General features: G+C 40.4%; 20 protein-coding genes and 1 tRNA gene. 9 read left to right on the plus strand and 12 right to left on the minus strand.

Annotated elements, in window-relative coordinates; genetic code table 11:
• Window positions 1-55: 55 nt before the first annotated feature.
• The 5 genes from VB713_RS12600 to VB713_RS12620 form a co-directional block, all read right to left on the minus strand.
• Window positions 56-712: an HAS-barrel domain-containing protein gene (locus VB713_RS12600; RefSeq protein ID WP_323311872.1), complete on the minus strand. Its 657-nt coding sequence runs from the start codon at window positions 710-712 to the stop codon at window positions 56-58.
• A gap of 83 nt (window positions 713-795) precedes the next feature.
• On the minus strand, window positions 796-990 hold the full coding sequence (locus tag VB713_RS12605) for an NAD(P)H dehydrogenase subunit NdhS (RefSeq protein ID WP_015215765.1): 195 nt from the start codon (window positions 988-990) through the stop codon (window positions 796-798).
• 81 nt (window positions 991-1,071) lie between these two features.
• Complete coding sequence (gene rodA / locus VB713_RS12610) at window positions 1,072-2,406, minus strand: rod shape-determining protein RodA (protein ID WP_323311889.1); 1,335 nt, start codon at window positions 2,404-2,406, stop codon at window positions 1,072-1,074.
• Between the two features lie 119 nt (window positions 2,407-2,525).
• The gene (locus tag VB713_RS12615) at window positions 2,526-3,596 is read right to left on the minus strand and encodes an Mrp/NBP35 family ATP-binding protein (protein ID WP_323311873.1); all 1,071 of its coding nucleotides are present in this window, start codon (window positions 3,594-3,596) and stop codon (window positions 2,526-2,528) included.
• Between the two features lie 222 nt (window positions 3,597-3,818).
• Window positions 3,819-4,331, minus strand: a complete 513-nt coding sequence (locus VB713_RS12620) for an SRPBCC family protein (RefSeq protein ID WP_323311874.1) — start codon at window positions 4,329-4,331, stop codon at window positions 3,819-3,821.
• Between the two features lie 327 nt (window positions 4,332-4,658).
• Here VB713_RS12620 and hemF point away from each other — a divergent pair, with 327 nt between their 5' ends.
• Window positions 4,659-5,705: an oxygen-dependent coproporphyrinogen oxidase gene (hemF, locus tag VB713_RS12625; RefSeq protein WP_323311875.1), complete on the plus strand. Its 1,047-nt coding sequence runs from the start codon at window positions 4,659-4,661 to the stop codon at window positions 5,703-5,705.
• Window positions 5,706-5,993: 288 nt separating this feature from the next.
• Window positions 5,994-6,440, plus strand: a complete 447-nt coding sequence (locus VB713_RS12630; protein ID WP_323311876.1) for an STAS domain-containing protein — start codon at window positions 5,994-5,996, stop codon at window positions 6,438-6,440.
• Window positions 6,441-6,487: 47 nt separating this feature from the next.
• Here the strand turns inward: VB713_RS12630 and VB713_RS12635 are convergent, their stop codons facing one another.
• Entirely contained in the window at window positions 6,488-7,084 is a 597-nt protein-coding gene (locus VB713_RS12635; RefSeq protein WP_323311877.1) for a chromophore lyase CpcT/CpeT, read from the minus strand.
• 663 nt (window positions 7,085-7,747) lie between these two features.
• On the opposite strand from VB713_RS12635, the gene psb29 reads away from it, so the two are divergent.
• Window positions 7,748-8,455, plus strand: a complete 708-nt coding sequence (gene psb29 / locus VB713_RS12640; RefSeq protein ID WP_323311878.1) for a photosystem II biogenesis protein Psp29 — start codon at window positions 7,748-7,750, stop codon at window positions 8,453-8,455.
• Window positions 8,456-8,714: 259 nt separating this feature from the next.
• Here the strand turns inward: psb29 and VB713_RS12645 are convergent, their stop codons facing one another.
• From VB713_RS12645 to VB713_RS12655, 3 genes are all read right to left on the minus strand, one after another.
• Window positions 8,715-9,077 carry a phage holin family protein gene (locus VB713_RS12645; RefSeq protein ID WP_323311879.1) on the minus strand — a complete coding sequence of 121 codons (363 nt, stop codon included), beginning with the start codon at window positions 9,075-9,077 and terminating at the stop codon, window positions 8,715-8,717.
• Between the two features lie 243 nt (window positions 9,078-9,320).
• Window positions 9,321-9,983, minus strand: coding sequence for a biopolymer transporter ExbD (locus VB713_RS12650; protein WP_323311880.1), 663 nt, complete (start codon window positions 9,981-9,983; stop codon window positions 9,321-9,323).
• Entirely contained in the window at window positions 9,973-10,761 is a 789-nt protein-coding gene (locus VB713_RS12655; RefSeq protein WP_323311881.1) for a MotA/TolQ/ExbB proton channel family protein, read from the minus strand. Before VB713_RS12655 ends, VB713_RS12650 begins: the two co-directional genes overlap by 11 nt.
• A gap of 220 nt (window positions 10,762-10,981) precedes the next feature.
• On the opposite strand from VB713_RS12655, the gene VB713_RS12660 reads away from it, so the two are divergent.
• On the plus strand, window positions 10,982-11,284 hold the full coding sequence (locus tag VB713_RS12660) for a YkvA family protein (protein WP_323311882.1): 303 nt from the start codon (window positions 10,982-10,984) through the stop codon (window positions 11,282-11,284).
• A 26-nt stretch (window positions 11,285-11,310) separates the two neighbouring features.
• Here VB713_RS12660 and VB713_RS12665 read toward each other — a convergent pair whose 3' ends face one another.
• Both VB713_RS12665 and VB713_RS12670 read right to left on the minus strand, forming a co-directional pair.
• Window positions 11,311-11,700, minus strand: a complete 390-nt coding sequence (locus tag VB713_RS12665) for a GxxExxY protein (RefSeq protein ID WP_323311883.1) — start codon at window positions 11,698-11,700, stop codon at window positions 11,311-11,313.
• A gap of 41 nt (window positions 11,701-11,741) precedes the next feature.
• Window positions 11,742-14,948 (minus strand): glycoside hydrolase family 15 protein, encoded by a 3,207-nt coding sequence (locus tag VB713_RS12670; RefSeq protein ID WP_323311884.1) that lies wholly within the window; start codon window positions 14,946-14,948, stop codon window positions 11,742-11,744.
• 469 nt (window positions 14,949-15,417) lie between these two features.
• On the opposite strand from VB713_RS12670, the gene VB713_RS12675 reads away from it, so the two are divergent.
• The 4 genes from VB713_RS12675 to VB713_RS12690 all read left to right on the plus strand — a co-directional run bounded on the left by VB713_RS12675 (window position 15,418) and on the right by VB713_RS12690 (window position 18,530).
• Complete coding sequence (locus VB713_RS12675) at window positions 15,418-15,693, plus strand: ribbon-helix-helix domain-containing protein (protein ID WP_015215751.1); 276 nt, start codon at window positions 15,418-15,420, stop codon at window positions 15,691-15,693.
• Entirely contained in the window at window positions 15,690-16,046 is a 357-nt protein-coding gene (locus tag VB713_RS12680; protein WP_323311885.1) for a type II toxin-antitoxin system PemK/MazF family toxin, read from the plus strand. The genes VB713_RS12675 and VB713_RS12680 overlap by 4 nt, the downstream gene beginning before the upstream one ends.
• A gap of 236 nt (window positions 16,047-16,282) precedes the next feature.
• Window positions 16,283-17,257, plus strand: coding sequence for a glycosyltransferase family 2 protein (locus tag VB713_RS12685; RefSeq protein ID WP_323311886.1), 975 nt, complete (start codon window positions 16,283-16,285; stop codon window positions 17,255-17,257).
• A gap of 46 nt (window positions 17,258-17,303) precedes the next feature.
• On the plus strand, window positions 17,304-18,530 hold the full coding sequence (locus tag VB713_RS12690; protein ID WP_323311887.1) for an MFS transporter: 1,227 nt from the start codon (window positions 17,304-17,306) through the stop codon (window positions 18,528-18,530).
• Window positions 18,531-18,576: 46 nt separating this feature from the next.
• On the opposite strand, the gene VB713_RS12695 is transcribed toward VB713_RS12690, so the two are convergent.
• Window positions 18,577-18,650 (minus strand) — tRNA-Arg (locus tag VB713_RS12695).
• A 40-nt stretch (window positions 18,651-18,690) separates the two neighbouring features.
• Here VB713_RS12695 and moaC point away from each other — a divergent pair.
• Window positions 18,691-19,194 (plus strand): cyclic pyranopterin monophosphate synthase MoaC, encoded by a 504-nt coding sequence (moaC, locus tag VB713_RS12700; protein WP_323311888.1) that lies wholly within the window; start codon window positions 18,691-18,693, stop codon window positions 19,192-19,194.
• Window positions 19,195-19,349 lie beyond the last annotated feature (155 nt).

The raw sequence follows: 19,349 nt of genomic DNA on the forward strand, positions 1-19,349 counted from the left end.
TTGGGTTTCGCTGTCGCTCAACCCAACCTACATTTCCTTAACCGAGCAGTATTGGTTAGGGGTGTATTTGACTTAAAATAAAGCGTAAACGATCATAATCGTCTTTTAGTAAAATGCTCAGGTGTCGTCCCGCTTTAATCAACCATTCTCGGTCAGCTTTGCGTAACTGGTAAACTTCACGAATAGCAGATGCGGCTAAAGATTCTACCGGCGCACCATTAATTAAAAGTATTGTCCGCAAAAAATCTAATTTTTCGGTAAATTTGATGATAGCTTCTGGTTGACACCGATAAACAGCCTGATGAATTTGGGGCGGACGGGGTGGAAGATATTGATATACCCCTTGGTTATAACTCAAATTTTGTGACTGCTGCTCAAATCCGACAATCGCTGCCCGAAATTCAGTTCTGAGCATAGCAAATATCTGGGGTTGTTCCTCACGCAACGTTTGTAAAGACAACCCCAAAGCCCTAGCCCTGTGTACAGAATCAATAGGCATGGTTGTGGCATGATATACCACTGCATAGACTTGATTGCCAGATTCTTCATCCACAGCGCAAACCCAACTACCAAAAGGTGGCATGGGTGGAAAACTCAAATCTTCCGGTTCTAAACACTGTGCCAAAAATTCGGTAGTTGTGGTTTCGATCACCTCCCCAATATGGTGAGGATGACGATCGCTAGTTGCAAACTGTGGTAAGGGTAAACGCATATTAGTCCTTAGTCATTAGTCCTTAGTTATTAGTCCTTGGTCTTTTACTAATGACTGATAACCACTGACTGATGACTAAATGATTATTTTCCTTTTTTCTTGGCGGTGGTGTCTACAGGTTCTAATTCTGGTAAGCGGAAAGTAATTATTTTATCCCAATTACCACCTTCAAACAATACAGCTACTTTGCCATCACTAACACGTTGCACAAGTCCTTCAAAACGATAATATGTATCGGCGGGATTTTTGACGCGAACAGTTGCTCCAGGCAGAATCATGTTTTTACCCTCGTTTAGTTCCTGTTATTAGCTTAATATTAGTTGATTGTTCAGTTGTCAATCTATTTCCTATTCCCTGATTTAATAATACTTTTGTCTTTGGCGGTAGTTGGCTACAGATTCAACTATTCCTAAAGCAATGAAATTGGTCAGCATAGCAGAACGACCATAACTCATCCAAGGTAGGGGAATTCCTGCTACAGGTGCTAAACCGACAGTCATACCCACATTAACAATTAGTTGAAACACAATCATTGATAAAACACCAATAGCCAACAGTGAACCAAAATTATCTTTGGCGCTTTGAGCTATGTGTAGTATGCGGAAGCAAATCAAGCAGAAGACAAAAAGCACTATTAAACAACCGACAAAACCGAACTCTTCACCAACCGCAGAGAAAATAAAGTCTGTATGCTGTTCGGGGACAAAATTTAGTTGAGTCATTGGCCCTTTGAACAAACCCCATCCCCAAACTTCCCCTGCACCAATGGCAATACGCGATTGAATCAGGTGATAACCAGCACCAAGAGGATCATGTTCAGGATTTATAAATACGCTCAATCTGTCTTTTTGGTAGTCTTTTAATATATGGTTCCAAGCGAAAACCCCTAATTCACCACCTAACATATTGAGACTACAAGAAGCGATAGCTCCGCTCGACAAAGGTAACGCACTAATATTAAATCGTTTCCAGGGTAGAGTTTGCCAACCTAATATCCCCATAGCACCTGCCCAAACTAAACCCAAGGGACTAAAAGATAGTTCTTTAATCAACACTATGGGTTCTGACAAAGGCCAAGATATGCTGAACAGAATTGCCGACACCACAGGAGAAATCATCAGAATCAACCAACCAGGATTGGCATTTGCCCAATAAAGCATTCCTAAGACGATTGCCCCAAATACGAGAGATGTCGCTAAATCTGGTTGCAAAAATACTAATCCCCAGGGAATAGCAGTAATTGCCAAGGCACGGAAAACACTTTCAAGAGTAGAAGCTGTCCGCCTGTGTAATAAAGCTGCTAAGGTGATAATCACGCCTATTTTGGCAAATTCTGAAGGTTGGACATTGAAGCCACCAATGCTAATCCAGCGCTGTGCGCCTTTGGCACTAGTACCAGCAACCATCACAATTATGAGACTGAAATTAGTCAGCGCATAAGTTATCCAATGCCACTGAATCAGGTTTTCGTAGCGGCAACGAGCCAAAAATAAAGCAATAAGTGCGCCAATACCAGCTACTAACCAGTGCCACCACCAGTCAGTTACTGGCTGCTTGATTTCTGTACTGAGAATCATCAGACCACCGAACATACTGGCAGCAACAGGTAGAAAAAATAATAGCCAATCTACTTGCTGCCAGGGCTTAATCCAATATTGCCAGCGAATTTTGGGAAGCGAAGGTTTTAATAACATTGTGCGAGGAGCAACTTGAGCGTTAAACGGAGATTGAGAATAAATCAAAAGTCAAAATTGGGAACAGAGAATATTTCTTATTTATCTTTGATTCTGACTCCTGATTCCTGACTCCTTTCTTATGTCAGTGCCGCAACTGAGACTTTACCTGCGATCGCATGAGCGATCGCTTTGAGAGCTTTAGCCGCAGCTGAATCTGGATCAGCAACAACTATTGGTACACCATTATCACCACCAACTCTGGTGGAAATTTCTAGAGGTACACATCCTAGTAGTGGTACTCCTAACTCTGACGCAGTTTTTGAACCTCCACCGGAACCAAAAATGTCATATTTCTTATCTGGTTGGTCTGGGGGAATAAAATAGCTCATATTTTCCACAATTCCCAATACCGGCACACCCAATTGTTGGAACATCCGCAAACCCTTGCGCGAGTCTAATAGTGCTACAGTTTGCGGTGTGGTGACAATCACTGCACCTGACATGGGGACAGATTGGGTAAGAGTTAATTGAGCATCTCCAGTTCCCGGTGGCATATCCACAATTAAATAATCCAGTTCTCCCCATTGCACCTGATAAAGAAACTGACGAATTATGCCATTCAACATGGGACCACGCCAAATCACTGGTTGATCTCGGTCAATCAAAAAACCCATTGAAACTAACTTAACGCCATGATTAAACAAGGGTTCTATAACTTCCCCAGTCTCTGTAGAGCGCACAGCAATTTGAGCATCAGCCAAGCCTAGCATTGTCGGGTCATTAGGCCCATAAATATCAGCATCCAGTAAGCCAACTTTTGCTCCTGTTTGTGCCAGCGCCACTGCGACATTTACAGCCACTGTACTTTTACCAACACCACCTTTGCCGCTAGAAACAGCAATAATATTTTTCACCCCTGGAACCCCAGTGCGGTCAGGTAAGCTTTTTTGTTGGGGTGTTTCTGCTGTCACTTCTACGCTGATATCTGTAACGCCTGGTAGTTGTTTAACAGCCTTTTTACAATCTTCGACAATAAATTCTCTCAAAGGACAAGCGGGAGTAGTCAACACCAAAGTAAAGCTAACCTTGCCACTGTCAATTTTCACATTGCGAATCATATTCAGTTCTACCAGACTTTTGCGAAGCTCTGGATCTTCGACCGGTCGCAATATATCTAGGACTGACTGGGAATCTAGGACATCATACATAGCGTGTTTACCGTTGCCGCTTTATATAAAGCTTAAAAAATTTTCATTGACTTCTACTTGAATCTTAACTTTCTTAGGACATCAGTGATGAAAAAGATGTGGCCTGTTGAACAAAACAGTCCTGAGTGCTGAGTGAAATTTAACCATAAATAAATATTAGAGGCTTGAAACCATGAGTGGCAGAGGAGTTCCAAATCCTTCTGTTCCCTTACCTCTCTGTGGTCAAAGCCAATCCCACCCTTCGAGCTTACGTTGTAAAGGTGGAGTTTGTACTGCTTCTACAGCTTCTATGAGAGAACGCGCTACTCTGTCTACATAAGGACGAGATAAAGACCAAATAAGTGGAGATAACCAGCCTCGTAAAATTACAGAATAAGATAAATAAGATCCACAAACGGTCGATTCTACTTGATATGTCACCCTTTCTTCAATCCCAGGAAATGCTAAAACCCGGATACTGAACATTTGCTGATGATTAACTCTTTCTACAAAAATCCTAATGGGGATTGGCCAAAACCTAGTCATTGCTTGAAAAATCAATCCAGGCTTGGGTACTAATCCATAGGGAACATTTGTACTTTTGAGTAATGGATGCCAAGAAACATCTGTTAAGTCAACCACCTTTTGCCACAATTCATCGACGGAAGCATAACTAAGCTCCCGATATGTCCGTACCAGAGAAGCACAAACCCGACGACGTTTGCGGTGGATGAATTTGGATAACCAACCTTGCACTGTCCTAATCCTCCTAGCTATACTCTGGCATCTGGGAAAATTGTAGTCAAATTCTCTATTTACCACAGATACCATACAGCAAAGTAGTTGCTTTATAGACTAAATTGTTTATGCTCTGGTGTCTGTACTAGGATTTTTCCAGTTAAAATTGCAAATAAACTTAATGAATATACAAGCCTATACTCATTTGAGGGACAATAACTTTAGTCAATTGCTCTATCATGGCTTGACAAGTAAGAAAAAGCAGTTTTGGCTATCATTGCTGGCAAATTTTTAACCTCAAAATTGCTAGCTTTTTGAAAATCGTAATTTTAGGTTCGGGAATCTATGTTGACCAAATCACAAACCCCAGATGTAGCAGCAGAATCATCCGCGTTTTTACCACCAACTGACGCTAAGGTTAGGGTTCGTCAGTTTATGCAACAGTTACAAGACAAAATCAGTCAAGGGCTGGAAAAGCTGGATGGTGTTGGTAAATTTAAAGAAGATGGCTGGGAACGCCCAGAAGGTGGGGGGGGAAGATCAAGGATTTTACGTGATGGTGCAATATTTGAACAAGCAGGTGTGGGTTTTTCTGAAGTTTGGGGGGATAGCCTACCTCCTTCAATTTTAGCCCAACGTCCAGATGCAGAAGGACACAGCTTTTATGTAACTGGCACTTCAATGGTGTTACATCCACGTAATCCCTATGTACCCACAGTCCATCTGAATTATCGTTATTTTGAAGCAGGGCCAGTCTGGTGGTTTGGTGGTGGTGTTGATTTGACACCTTATTACCCTTTTGCCGAAGATGCTGTTCATTTGCATAAAACACTCAAACAGGCTTGTGATCAACACAATCCAGAGTATTATGCAGTGTTCAAACGCTGGTGTGATGAATATTTTTACATCAAGCATCGGAATGAGACAAGGGGTGTTGGTGGTCTATTTTTTGATTATCAACATAGTCAGAGTCAGTTATATGGTGGCACTAATCCTCATGGGGAAGCAGCAGCATACAGTGATAAAGTAGGTACACCAGCGCCACGCAGTTGGGAAGAATTGTTTGCTTTTGTGCAAGACTGTGGTGGAGCCTTTTTGCCAGCCTATGTACCGATTGTAGAACGGCGACATGGGATGGAATATGGTGATCACCAACGCAATTTTCAATTATATCGTCGGGGTAGATATGTAGAATTTAACTTGGTTTACGACCGGGGAACAATTTTTGGACTACAAACCAACGGCCGCACGGAATCTATTCTTATGTCCCTACCACCGTTAGTGCGCTGGGAATATGGCTATCAACCAGAACCCAATTCTCCTGAAGCTGAACTGTATGAAACTTTCCTCAAGCCTCAAGATTGGATAAACTGGAAACTAAATCAACTTTAAGCGATCGCTGTGGGCTGAGTAAATTTCCCAATATTAATCCATAGTGAAGTATATTAGGACTTTGGTGTTGTGAGATTTTACATATATGTATATTCTCTTGTCCTCTTAAATTTACTCAGCACTCGCTTCTAAGCATCAAGTACTGTCTACCCGTCAAAAATATTACTTATGGGTTGAAAAAAATAGCAATATAGATAATTTCAAAGTGGAGATTTCTTAGTCCTACTTCACCCACTGAAACATGAAGTAAACAAAAGTTAATTAACAGCAATATAACGGATAGGTACAGTGAATATAGATCAAAAAATCTACAAAACCCAAGATGGTAATACTGTGATTGTCTTGAAACCAACAGATCGTCTAGACATCACTAGCGCTTGGCAATTTCGTCTAAAGTTACAGGAGTGTATTTCTAAATTAAGTCGTCATATAGTTGTGAACCTGGGACAAGTAGATTTTATTGATAGTTCTGGTCTCACATCTTTGGTTGCGGGAATGCGCGATGCTGATAAAGTCAAGGGCAGTTTCCGCATTTGCAATGTCCATCCAGATGCCAAGCTGGTGTTTGAAGTGACAATGATGGATACGGTATTTGAAATTTTTGAAACTGAAGAAGAAGCTTTAGAAACTATATTCCCCAATTTAGTCAAAAACGAAAATCAGATTTTAAACCATGAGCATGAAAGCAATGAAGAATCAAACAATTCTTCGGGTTTAAATCCGCAATCTGCTTAATGATCTGTTTGGGCTGATCTCTAATTAACAAATGCAGAATGGTCGGCTCATCCTAGATGATAAGCTTCTACCTTGGTATAACGATAAGGCCCAAGAACTGCGCCCCAAGTGGCTTTCCCACTTTCTGAATCAATTCCTTTGTCGTAACTAAGAAATGTTGTTTCAGTAGCTTCAAAACCTAGTGAAACTTGTATCTTGTTACCAAGATAAGTAAAACTACAGATATTTTCTGGAGATGGAGAAGCTCTAAACCGATAGAGGTGAGGAGCTAGTGTTTCTTCAGTAATAGAAAGAATGCAGCCTGGTAACAACTCTAGTTGCTCTGATGTCAACGAATTCAGTAAAGTGGGATTCTTTCCTGCCCCTTTCAAAGCGGTGGGATCTTTAGGCATATAGTACTGCACTTGCAAAGACTCAGATCCCTGCTGCAATCGCATGATTCTTTGGCGGTAAGGTTGATTGAGATTAACAATATTTGCTTGTTCGGCAAATAGGGTGATACTGTCTTCAGGGAAAAGATTAACTGGTCGTTGCCATAGACGCAGGTGAACATACCAAACAGACTCCGCCATAGCCTGTTCCTGATTATTAAATTCTCCAGCTAGGTAGTGACCTAAAGCTATTAACGGTGGTGATAAGCTCATAAAATAGGGCGTATTAACAAAAATAATTATAAATTAGGATATGGTGCATGAGGAATTATTCTTTTTTTCTGCATTTCCCCATTCGGATTTATATCTGTTGTTTGCACTAAGTAGTTGGACAAAATGTAAGAATTCAGGAGTTAGGAGTCAGGAGTCAGAAGGAAGAAGAATAAGAAGGAAGAAGGAAAAAGAAGAATAAGAAGAATATTTTTCTCTTCTGTTCCCTGCCATATCAAATATTTTGTATGCTGAATCCTTACGACAAAATTAAATTCACTTGTTGAGAGAGGGAACAGGGAACGGAAAGATTCAGTTGTGTAATTAATTCTGTCTCATTACTTTGAGAAATCCACAAAAAAGATGTACTGCTTGCAGCAGCGTTAGTTCCCTCCGGGACGCTCCGCGTAGCAAGATCCCGTAGGGCGCTATCCCAGTTCACCAAATCAAAGCGACTTTTCTTCCCCCTGCTCCCGTTCGGCTACTCTCACGGCAAGCCTGCTCCCTGCCCCCTGCTGTCACAACGACGGTATATTTTTTTAGTTGGAAGTCTCTTATGGCTTACGCCACCCTAGGCTATTGGGGTGTTCAGGCTTTTTTTTTATAACTTGGCAAAGTAGCCTTTAAACGACAAAATAGGAATACGTCGCCCTTAACATTTTCTTTGTGAATAACGTCCGTACAGTCTCTGATACAAAGCGAACTTTCTATAATCTTCACACCCGTCCAATCAATACTATTTACCGCCGGGTAGTAGAAGAGTTGATGGTGGAAATGCATCTGCTGTCAGTCAATGTTGATTATAGTTACAATCCAATTTATGCCTTGGGCGTTGTCACAACCTTTGACCGCTTCATGCAAGGCTATCTACCGGAACGAGATCAAGAATCTATTTTCAATGCCTTATGTCAGGCTGTAGAGCAAGATCAGCAACGCTATCGACAAGATGCAGTCAGATTGCAAGCTATAGCTCAAAGTTTGCCAGTTAAAGATTTAATTGCTTGGATTAGCCAAACTACTCATTTAGATCAAGATGCTGATTTGCAAGCTCAACTGCAAGCGATCGCACACAATCCTAACTTTAAATATAGCCGCTTGTTTGCCATTGGTCTGTTCTCATTATTGGAACTAGCAGATCCAGAACTGGTCAAAGATGAAAAACAACGCAATGAGGCACTAAAAGCGATCGCTCAAGGTTTGCATTTATCGGAAGATAAACTTAGTAAGGATTTAGATCTATACCGTTCTAATCTAGATAAGATGGCGCAAGCACTGATAGTAATGGCAGATATACTCTCAGCTGATCGGAAAAAACGCGATCAGCGTCAACAACAAGCCAGCACTCCAGTGACTCCTCCTAGTACCAATGAATAATTCCTAGTAGTGCCTCCAGTCCCTCTAGGGATAAGTAATTCGTAATTCGTAATTTACTAGTACGTCATGGCATAAATAGAGTACCCATTTTTAGGGCTAAAATTTATGCTCATGATTTAGTTCTGAGATAGGTAACTTAACTAGTCCGCACTCTACTAGATTGTAAATTTGCTGAGTTGCAAACAAGATTATTTTGTATTTACAAGTTTCTAACCTGCAACCTTTAATTACGAATTACGAATTAACAATTACAAATTATTTAAACACCCAGTAATTTGTAGAGTAGATTGTTGATAATAGTGAGTGTAAAAGCTCCTAGTATGGCACTCCAAATGCCATAACGTAAGCGAAAACCTTCCACTAACCAGGCAGCAATACTAAAGCAAGCAACGGCAATCATGAAGGTGAAGATACCAGATAATAAGTCAAAGGTGACTAAATTTGGTATCGTAAATACAAAACTTAAAACTGGTCTAACTAATGCTGTGATAATACCCAGAATTGCTGCGGAAAAGACGGCTTTTCCAGGAGTATCAATTTCCACTCCTAAAGGCAATTTACTGATAATCCACAAGCTGATAGAAGTGACTATCCAAACAATTAACAGTGTCACAATATTCATTGCCGCAACCCTTGAAACGTAAAATGGTAATTGGCGATAAATTACTTAGTCTATTGATAGTAAAATCTTTGTAGCTTAACCAATTATTTATAAATTAGCAGAGATTTTTTCTCTAACGGGAATTTATTTTAGATATCTTTAGGTTTATCCGGTTTTTCCTGATATTAATAAAAAATTAAAATCCCCCTAGCTCATATGATTAAAGAGGGTTTGGGGGATTTTAAACCTAAAACTTTTACAGAACTAGTTTGACCTTTGAGGTGGAGAATTGCTTGCTCCCGGTGCTTCAGGCATTTGGGGTACACTATTGTTAGGAACTGTTGGTGAAATACCAGGATTTATGCCTTCTCCATTGCTAGGAAATGGAGGAACTGAGGGCAAGGAAGGGGGAAAATTGCCTTGTGTATCAGTACCTGGAATTGGAACTGTATTAGGTATACTTGGCACAAAAGATGGAATTGGTGAATTCGTGAATGATTGAGATGGTCCGGGAATAATTCCCAAAGAAACACGATTTCCTCCTACTTGTCTGAGCAAATCCAATGTTTGAATCACATCATTATAAGTTGCTGTGCGTGATGCATTCAGCACCAAAATACCATTAGGATTTGCTTCGATATACTGCCTTAAACGTGACTCTAATTCATCTTTTCTAACAGGATCTTTTTCGATGTAAGTTTGACCAACAGCATCAATAGTTACAGGCAAAATGTCACTTTTGCTCTGTGAACTAGCAGCAGAAGTTGAACCTGTGCTGGCTTTGGGTAAATCAACATTAATTGCTTGTTGCCTAGTAAATTGCAACGCTGCTAACAGAAAAAAAGTCAGGATACAAAAAACGACATCAATTAAGGGAATGATTTGAATTTGGACTTCTTCAATGGGTGTATGTAAGTTAACTTTCATTTTCTAGCTCTTGTGCCGAATTAGGGTTAGGATTCTGAGCCGTGTTCTCTGGTGGGGATTCAGGAATTTCGGTAAACTTGTTTTTACCTCGCTTGCGGGGAGAATTAAAGCTTTCTCTGCCAGTATCCCGTGCTATTCCTGATGTACTTTTGTGAGGATCAGGAGGAGATTGGCGATAAAGTAACTCTAAATCATTGCCAGCTTTGTTAAAAACCTTGACTTGGTTGACAACAAAACTCTGAAACAGGCGATAAAATACCAAAGTTGCGATCGCAACTATTAAGCCAGCAGCGGTACTAATCAGAGATTCTCCAATCCCAGTAGTTACCCCAGCGGTTGATTCAGTACCCAAATCACCAATGCGAATTGAGCGCAAAGACTGAATCAAACCTAAAACCGTACCCAACAATCCTAACAGCGGAGAGAGAGCAATCACAGATTCTAAAAGTTTTTCGCCTCTCCGCATCCCAGCTACTTCTTCAGCCGCCGTTGATTCCAGGGCTAGTCGAAAAGTTTCCGCATCACCTCTTTGTAAACGTAGCGGTGCATAGAGAAAACGTCCAATTGGCTGATCAGTAGCTCTTTCGGCAATTTCCGTAGCTATTTCCCAATTCTCAGTCGCCGCATCAAGGACGCGCTCAACGATTTCCTTTTCCTGCATCAAAATCCGCAACCAGAACCATAGGCGCTCGAAAATGACACTTACAGATAGAACTGAAAGCACCAGCAAAGGCCACATTGCTGGGCCGCCCTTATCAAACAGATCTAAAATATCCACTGTGTAGGTTTCCTCCCTCCATTACTAGAGCAACAATGCCGAAGCATTTTTATTTTAGAGACTAATGCATCATTGCCACACCACTCATCTACTCTATCGCTAGGTTAAGTAGTTTAACGACTTCTTAGTAGTACCATCTTCTATACACACTAGGACGGTTATTCCCACCGGGAGTTTAAAGCAGAATTTGCCAAAATAAAAATAAACGGAGGTTAAAAATATGAACTTCTCAATTCAATCGCTTTATAGCTGGTATCGGAACACACTTCGTAATCCTAAATACCGTTGGTGGGTAATTTTCGGCACAATAGCTTATCTGATTAGCCCTATTGATATTGCTCCCGACTTTATACCCGTTATTGGACAAATTGATGATGTCTTGCTTTTAACATTACTAGTTTCTGAAGTTTCTGGATTAGTAGTTGACGGCTGGAAAGCGAAAAAAGGCAATGTAGAAACTAGCACCAACGAACCAACATCTACAGACAACACCGTTGATGTTGATGCTGTTTCTGTGAAGTAAGTTTTTAACGCAGAGGAACGCGGAGGTTAACGCAAAGGAACGCGGAGCCAGAGGTTGTTAGCTACTCGTTTGATGCCGTCTTTGAGGTGGAGGACGATGAGGAGTCCCAGTTTACATTTGGCTAGTTTGAGATAAGTGAGAAGTTGAACGGAGTGGATTGGGTTTAAGGATTCCACGGCTTTAACTTCTACTATGATTTTGTTTTCGACTAGCAAATCTAACCGATAAGCACAATCTAATTTGACATTTTCGTAAATCAAGGGGACAGGAATTTGTCTACCAATATTGAGATTGGCTTTCCTAAGTTCATAGTCCAAACATTCCTCATAAGCTGACTCCAACAACCCAGGCCCCAACGCAGTATGTACCCTCATCGCACAACCAATAATCAACCCACTCAACTCATTCTCTTGCATTCTCCGCGTTCCTTTGCGCTGACCTCTGTGTTCCTCTGCGTTTAAGCATCTTCTCCAAACTCTATCAAAAATCTAAAAGCCTTCAAAATATAATTAGCGCAATCTTGAGGAGAAGTGTTGTAAAAATGTGGCCATGCTGAACCTTTATCTTCATCATAATTATGACTCCGATGGGGATGATTTTCCAGCCATGCTAACCGCACCGCGTGACCGATTAATACATCCAAAACTATATATTCTTCAATTTGCAAGCTGGGGTTATTAGCGACTATTGCAGCTAATTCCATCAAGGCTTCTGCATTAACTTGGCGATATTCTGGGGCTTCAATTTTATTGAGTAAATGTTCAACTAGCAAAGCAAAATTTCTTTCTCCTGCGGTCATTTCCGAAAGCATTACTTCACTATCTAAACGATTGCGTCGTTCTAATTTATCGCCAATAACTAGCCCTTTGCAATGTTGCATTAATAGCCAAACTTGTTTAAAAAAGTCTTTAGGAACACGGTTGAGTGCGCCTTCTGCTTGACGAAATCTGCGCCAATTCTCTGGAGAAACTGCGATTTCTTCGGTGATTGCTGGTAAGACTACCCAAGCGATATCACTTTCTTTTTGCTTGACGTGTAATGATTCTTGTTGACGCAATAAACCACTGACACCAGTATATCCGGTTAATACTTTATGCAGGCGAATTTTTACTTCAAAAGGTGAAAGCTGCATTAAATAATCATAGGCTTCATCTTGAGTAACACGCAATTCTTGAGCTATTTCGCTGGTAATTAAGAGAATGAGATAACCGACTCTGAGGGTGAGCAGTCCTTGAAATAATTCTGGTTCTGATTTGATTAAGACACCCAGATAAATCAAAATCTCTTGCGTCAGGACGCGATCGCGGATATCCTCACGACAGAAGTTGTTTATTTTTTCCGCAATTTCATGGTGAGACATGGGTACAACCATTAGAGAAGCCTCACTGTAAGCCCTACCCACAGCAATTTGCTTACCTCTTACCACTATACTTGTCACCGCATCAGATAAGCCAATATCTACCATTTGGCGTAAACCAGCAGCCCGTCGCACCACCGCCCACAGACCTAAATCACCTGCTTTAGTGTAAATCTCATCCAGCAAATCTCCCACCTTTACAGGTCGTCCAGGACCACCATATCCCGTATCAAATTCTAAACCCTGTAACCGTTTTAAAGCTTGCAGTAACTCAATTTGTTCATAAATATTTTCTGACGAACGCAAATGCACTAACAATGAACTCAAGTTAGTTTCATATTCCATTTGGAATTCTTGGGTATGTCCTAAGCGCCAATTTTTTCCAGGATGATGAGCTAGATAATAGCAGCGGATATTAGCATTTTTAACAACTGATTGGGAAAATTCTTCATCTGGAATAAAATCAATTGTTTGGATACCTGCTGTGAGCATCAATTGATTTATTCGACCTAATTTTACCTGGACACCGTTACAAACACCATCTTTAAGTTCTTGCATTAATTCTAATAATGCTTCAGAACCAATTTCTAACATCGTGTGAGTTAACATTAATGTCAAAGTCGGACGACCTAAGTCACTCCAATATTTTTGAATATACGCCAATTCACTTTTAAGTTGATCTACCAAAAAGTGGTAATCAAGAGTTAAATAAAACTGTTGAGAATCTAAAAAAGATGGCAAAAATACAACTGTTTCTCCACAAATTCTAAAAATTCTTGATGTAGTTAAACTCCGTAAACGTCTTACCGGACGACCAGTTAAACCAAGTTTATCATTACGACCAATTTGCGTAAAAATGTGGGAAAGATCCCCAGCTTTTCTCACTTGGATTGGTTCAACTTGGGTAGGAGTTTGGGTTTCAATACCATGAACTTCTAGCTTTGCTTGTAATTCTTCGTCTTCTGCTAATAAGGCAATTTGAATTAACGCTTCACGTTTTTTATTTATACATAAATGTCTGCCTAAAGGATCAAGTTCTCCTACTGCTATTAATCCTTCATTTAACATTTGACTGAGAAAATATAAACTTTGCGCCCACACTAAAGGAATATTTTCATTAGGTAGCCGGAGTTGAGTTTGTGGGTTTAATTTTTCTGCTTCGATATTTTCAGCAGGAACATAATAAAGTTCTGGTAATAACCACAGTCCATCACTTTCTATAAGTAATGATTCTAATAATACTTGATATTTTGCAACTTGCTCTTGTTCACCTCGGAATAATCCATCAAGAACTAAATAAGTGAAAAACAATGGCCATTCACATTCAATATCTTCAAATTGTTTTAATTCCCAAGGTTCATAATGTAAGCGTTGGGTATCTTCTAAAACTGTTTGATGTCCATCGCGGAGAAAACGTTTACAACCGTATTTACCTGCCAGTTTGGTAATAATTTTATTAAAAGTTCGTTCATACAATTGCACATCTTCCACAGCAAAAGCAGGATAACTAATAATACTCAACAGCGCTGCATCAACTTCTTTTGAACCTGATTCTCTCGGTAATAAAGACTCTAAGGTAATTCTGGCTCTAGCAATTTCATCTGGTAATACATGAATTACTGAGGTTTGACTTCCATGTATACCAAATAAATTTAGTCCATTGATAGCTTCTAAAGCTGCTTTAGCCATGCCTACAGAACTAGCATTTAATTCAGCACTACCATGATTAATTTTATTTCCTCTTTCCCAAATGCCAAAGTCTGGAGTGCGGTAAGCTCGACCAATATAGTAAACTAAATTCTGGACAAAATTAACTTCATCAATTGTATAAATAATTGATAATCCTCCAGCGGTCATTTGTGCCAACATCAGTAAAAATATAGATGTGGCATCAAGTTGCAAATGTCCCCATTCATCATCACCAACTACAATGTCACCAGTGGCGGTGTTGTATTTAGCGTGCAGTCCATCTAGTAGCGATTGGGTATGTTTAAATGTTTCTACTTTATGTGCTTGTCGCATCATTGCAAACAGCAAACCACGCATCAACTTGACAACACTATGCTGGAGTTCATAGGTTCGTCCATCGTCTTTGTCTATTTTACGATATGCCAGAGCTAAACCCCAAACTGCTAAAATGCTGTAGACGTTATCTCTTACCCAAGCATCAGTATAATCACCATGAGCGGTAATTGCTGTACTCGCAGGAAGCAAACCTGTGATGGGGTTTTGACGAGAAAGAATAATCGTCTTAATTTGCTGGTAGTATAGATCGAGCCGAGTTTGTAATTCTGTGGATGTTTTCATAAGTTGCTTGGTAAATTTAACCTTGTAGCAGTGAAGTAAATAATCTCGTACAAAGTAATAAAAGCACTAAAAAATTTAGTGAAATTACTATAAATTTGGGTATTCGTTTATATTTTTACTTGACAGATTATATTTAGTTTAAGTAATTATATCTAATAACGTAAGTTGCTAGTTAGGGAAAATGTCTGAATCAGGATATCCAGGATTTAAGGATTTACAGGATTAAAACAGAAAATTATTCACTAATGACCAATGACCAATGACCCATTACCGTTCTCAACTAGATAACTAGCAACTTGAGTTACTCAGTTGTTTGATCAAATTAACTGCTGTTCTTTAGGTAGCAAATTTGACTGTTTTATTATACCCATGACTAATTACTAATTACTAATCATTTATTACTAATAATTGATGCTCAAAAGGATATCATATAAAGCATCACTTCAGACATCACAGTCTAGAACGCGCCATGAAAGCAGAAACCATTCGCACGACGTTAACAATCCCGAAAGAACTGCTAGAAGCTACAGATAAAGCGGTGTTAGAGGGAAAAGCCAAAAGTAGGAATGATTTTGTGGTGCAGGCTTTGAAGCGGGAATTGGCAGCACAAAAAAGAGCCGAAATTGATGCTGCTTTGGCAGAAATGGCGAAAGATCCTGATTATCAAGCAGAAGTTTTAAAAATGGAGATAGAATTTGCACCAGCGCAATGGGAGGCTTTGCAGCTAGGGGAATCGCCAAGATGAGAAGGGGTGAAGTGTACGATGCGCGTCTAGAAATGACAGAAGGTTCAGAACAGGGAGGAACTCGCCCCGTAATTATAGTCAGTCGTGACGTGATTAATCTATCTAGCCCAGTAGTTTTGGCAGTACCCTGTACCACTTATCAAGATGGGAAGAGGGTTTATCCTACTCAAGTTTTAATTTTAGCACCTGATGGTGGATTGAGGAAAGACTCAATTGCAATGGCAGATCAGGTGCGAGTGTTGTCTAAAACCCGCTTTTTGCGTTTAAGAGGGGTACTTTCTCCGGTGGTAATGGCGCATTTGGCGCAGGCTCTGGTGATTGCGTTAGATTTACCAAGTTTGCAGGAAGATTAATCAAAATTCGGGAAAATCGCTGTAATCTTTAAATATGTTGCAGCCTTTGGAATTACGATTTTTGCCTATCAATATGCACGGAGTTAGGATTATTGGGCTGTATATTCTTCATTTTCTGCGATCGCTACTAGTAGTTTTTCCAATACATTCTGACGGTTAACGAAGAAATGAACCGCAAAGGAAGTGGCCATCTTGCCACCCTAGAAGCTTGTATAATTTACTGTTTTAATATCCCTATGACCAATCACCAATCACCAATTATAGATGTATCAGTAGTTGTACCAATTAAAGATGAAGTCGAAAGTTTACCTTTGTTGTTAGAAGCAATCTCTTCTACTCTCACAGCTAGTGAGATGATTTATGAAATCATCTGTGTGGATGATGGTTCTAGCGATGGTTCGGCAGAATTTCTCAAAGCACAAGCCCAATTTCGCCCGGATTTAAAAGCGGTAATTTTGCGGCGTAACTACGGACAAACTGCGGCTATGGCGGCGGGGTTTAATTATGCCACAGGGAAAGCGATTGTAACTTTAGATGCTGATTTGCAAAATGACCCGGCTGATATACCAATGTTATTAGCCAAGTTGGATGAAGGTTATGATTTGGTGAGTGGTTGGCGAAAAAATCGCCAAGATGGGGCAGTAAATCGGTTGCTGCCTTCTAAAATTGCTAATTGGTTAATTCGCCGTAGTACTAGCGTGAATATACACGATTATGGTTGTTCCCTGAAAGCCTATCGTAGCGAATTAGTTGCAGATATGAACCTTTATGGGGAATTACACCGCTTTTTACCTGCTTTGGCTTACATTGAAGGGGCGAGAATTACAGAATTGCCTGTGCGTCATCATGCACGGCGCTTTGGTCAAAGTAAGTATGGGATTTCCCGGACTTTTCGGGTGTTGATGGATTTGTTGACTATTTTGTTTATGAAAAAATTCCTGACCAGGCCAATGCACGTTTTTGGGCTTTTGGGCTTAATTTCCATAGTTTCTGGGGTGGGAATCGGCATTTACCTAACTTTCATTAAATTGGCTTTTCATGCGGATATTGGTAATCGTCCTTTGCTAATTTTGGCAGTTCTATTGTTAGTAGCTGGAGTGCAGTTGTTTTGCTTCGGTCTTTTGGCAGAGTTATTAATGCGTACTTATCATGAATCTCAAGGAAGACCGATATATCGGGTGCGGGAAGTAGTGGCAAAAAATGTTAAGTAAAGTAACAATAGAAAGACAAATTACTCAGCATTAAATTGCGTTTGCCGTGAAAGCTTTTGATACTTTTGACCCTAGTCTGCGGCGAAACCTGCTAATACTATTTGCGGCTGGTTTATTTTTTTGGTCAAGTCTAGCTTCATTGTTGCCGACTTTACCTTTGTATATTGAGTCTATTGGAGCTACAAAGCAAGAAATTGGGATTGTGATGGGTAGCTTTGCGGTCGGGATGTTAGTATTTCGTCCTCAAGTGGGAGTACTTGCAGATCGTCGGGGCAGAAAAATTGTGTTGCTGATTGGGATGTCAGTGGCTGCGATCGCACCTTTGGGTTATTTAGTAGTAAAATCACTTCTGCCTTTAATGCTCATTCGCGCCTTTCATGGTATCAGTATTGCCGCCTTTGCCACAGGTTACATCGCCTTAGTTGGAGACTTAGCACCAGAACACCGTCGTGGTGAAGTCATCGGTTATATGAGTTTGGTTAATCCTATAGGTGTGGCACTTGGCCCTGCGTTGGGTGGATATTTACAAGCGCAAGCAGGTTATACGCCATTATTTATTTCCTCGGCTATTTTAGGATTTTTGGGTTTACTTTGCATCTTACCCATTGTTAATCCACCTATTTTTGAACAACCACCAAAGACTAATGATGATCGATTTTGGCAATTGCTAATTAGCCCCCGTGTGCGTGTACCAGCGATCGTACTGTTACTCATTGGTTTGGCTTTAGGTTCTGTACATACATTTATAGCGTTGTACATCAAATCAACTGGAATAAATTTAAATGCCGGATTATTTTTTACAGCCGCTGCTATATCCAGTTTTACAATTAGATTAGTTGCCGGTCGGGCTTCTGATAAATATGGACGTGGTTTATTTGTAACTTTTAGCTTGGTCGCATACACTCTGGCAATGATATGTATTTGGCAAGCCAACAACGCCTTAACTTTCTTATTAGGAGCATTTATTGAAGGTGCTGCATCTGGTACTGCTATTCCCATGATTTCTGCCATGATGACAGATAGAGCCTTACCCCATGAACGGGGACGGATATTTGGCGTATCTCTAATGGGATTTGATGTTGGTCTAGTTATAGCAGGCCCAGTTGTAGGTTTTGTTGCTGAACAAATCGGCTATCGCAGTACATTTGGTTTTGCTACTGGTTTAACTGTCCTGGCCATCTTGATTTTCGTCACCCAGTCTAGTCGTAACTTATCAAACTCTCTCCGCTTTGCCCTTGGTCAAGGTGAAGATGTTTATGCCTTGAAAAAATAAATTGCACAAACCTCATCATGGGGTTTGTGCAATTTTTGTTATTTAACGGGCGAGGAGGGATTCGAACCCCCGACACCGTGGTCCGTAGCCACGTGCTCTAGTCCACTGAGCTACACGCCCTTAACCAACGAATCTGATAATAACACGAACTTTGCCAATCATGCAAGATAATTTTTTAAATTCTTCTCAACTCACCCATCTCAACCCCCAGGGAGAGGCTCAAATGGTTGATGTATCAGGCAAAGTAGCCACTGTGAGGGAAGCCGTTGCTAGGGGTCAGGTGCGAATGCTGCCAGCCACGTTTGCGGCTATTGAAGCAGGAAACACTCCCAAAGGTGATGTTTTGGCAACTGCTAAGTTAGCAGGGATTATGGCTGCTAAACAGACATCTAATTTAATCCCCCTCTGTCACCCCTTACCTTTGCAAAAAATTACTGTTGAAGTCACACCAGATATCGAACTACCTGGTTATCAAATTTATGCCACAGTAAAAACTAAAACTGAGACTGGTGTAGAGATGGAAGCTTTAACTGCCGTTTCGATTGCGGCACTGACTTTGTACGATATGGCAAAAGCGCTAGAAAAGTCGATTCAAATTGAATCAATTAGTTTGGTCAGTAAAACTGGTGGAAAATCAGGAGATTATTCTAATTTGGAATTTTAGATTTTAGATTGGGTAATTGGTGATGAGAAAATAGACTTATCCATTACCCAATGTACTGGAGACGATAGAATTTGCCCCGTCAACTCAATTACTTTAATGTAGGTATACTGCAAACGGGTGAAATTTGGACTTATGTCATACTGAGCGTAACGTAG

The sequence above is a fragment of the Anabaena cylindrica UHCC 0172 genome (assembly GCF_034931625.1).
Taxonomy (GTDB): Bacteria; Cyanobacteriota; Cyanobacteriia; order Cyanobacteriales; family Nostocaceae; genus Anabaena; species Anabaena cylindrica_A.

Coding starts and splice junctions, on each gene's coding strand:
- VB713_RS12650 (WP_323311880.1), bottom strand. CDS start 9,983: ATGAAAGTTAACTTACATACACCCATTGAAGAAGTCCAAATTCAAATC.
- VB713_RS12615 (WP_323311873.1), bottom strand. CDS start 3,596: ATGTATGATGTCCTAGATTCCCAGTCAGTCCTAGATATATTGCGACCG.
- rodA (WP_323311889.1), bottom strand. CDS start 2,406: ATGTTATTAAAACCTTCGCTTCCCAAAATTCGCTGGCAATATTGGATT.
- VB713_RS12635 (WP_323311877.1), bottom strand. CDS start 7,084: ATGAGCTTATCACCACCGTTAATAGCTTTAGGTCACTACCTAGCTGGA.
- VB713_RS12660 (WP_323311882.1), top strand. CDS start 10,982: ATGAACTTCTCAATTCAATCGCTTTATAGCTGGTATCGGAACACACTT.
- VB713_RS12645 (WP_323311879.1), bottom strand. CDS start 9,077: ATGAATATTGTGACACTGTTAATTGTTTGGATAGTCACTTCTATCAGC.
- VB713_RS12665 (WP_323311883.1), bottom strand. CDS start 11,700: ATGCAAGAGAATGAGTTGAGTGGGTTGATTATTGGTTGTGCGATGAGG.
- VB713_RS12675 (WP_015215751.1), top strand. CDS start 15,418: ATGAAAGCAGAAACCATTCGCACGACGTTAACAATCCCGAAAGAACTG.
- hemF (WP_323311875.1), top strand. CDS start 4,659: ATGTTGACCAAATCACAAACCCCAGATGTAGCAGCAGAATCATCCGCG.
- VB713_RS12600 (WP_323311872.1), bottom strand. CDS start 712: ATGCGTTTACCCTTACCACAGTTTGCAACTAGCGATCGTCATCCTCAC.
- VB713_RS12670 (WP_323311884.1), bottom strand. CDS start 14,948: ATGAAAACATCCACAGAATTACAAACTCGGCTCGATCTATACTACCAG.
- VB713_RS12685 (WP_323311886.1), top strand. CDS start 16,283: ATGACCAATCACCAATCACCAATTATAGATGTATCAGTAGTTGTACCA.
- moaC (WP_323311888.1), top strand. CDS start 18,691: ATGCAAGATAATTTTTTAAATTCTTCTCAACTCACCCATCTCAACCCC.
- VB713_RS12605 (WP_015215765.1), bottom strand. CDS start 990: ATGATTCTGCCTGGAGCAACTGTTCGCGTCAAAAATCCCGCCGATACA.
- VB713_RS12680 (WP_323311885.1), top strand. CDS start 15,690: ATGAGAAGGGGTGAAGTGTACGATGCGCGTCTAGAAATGACAGAAGGT.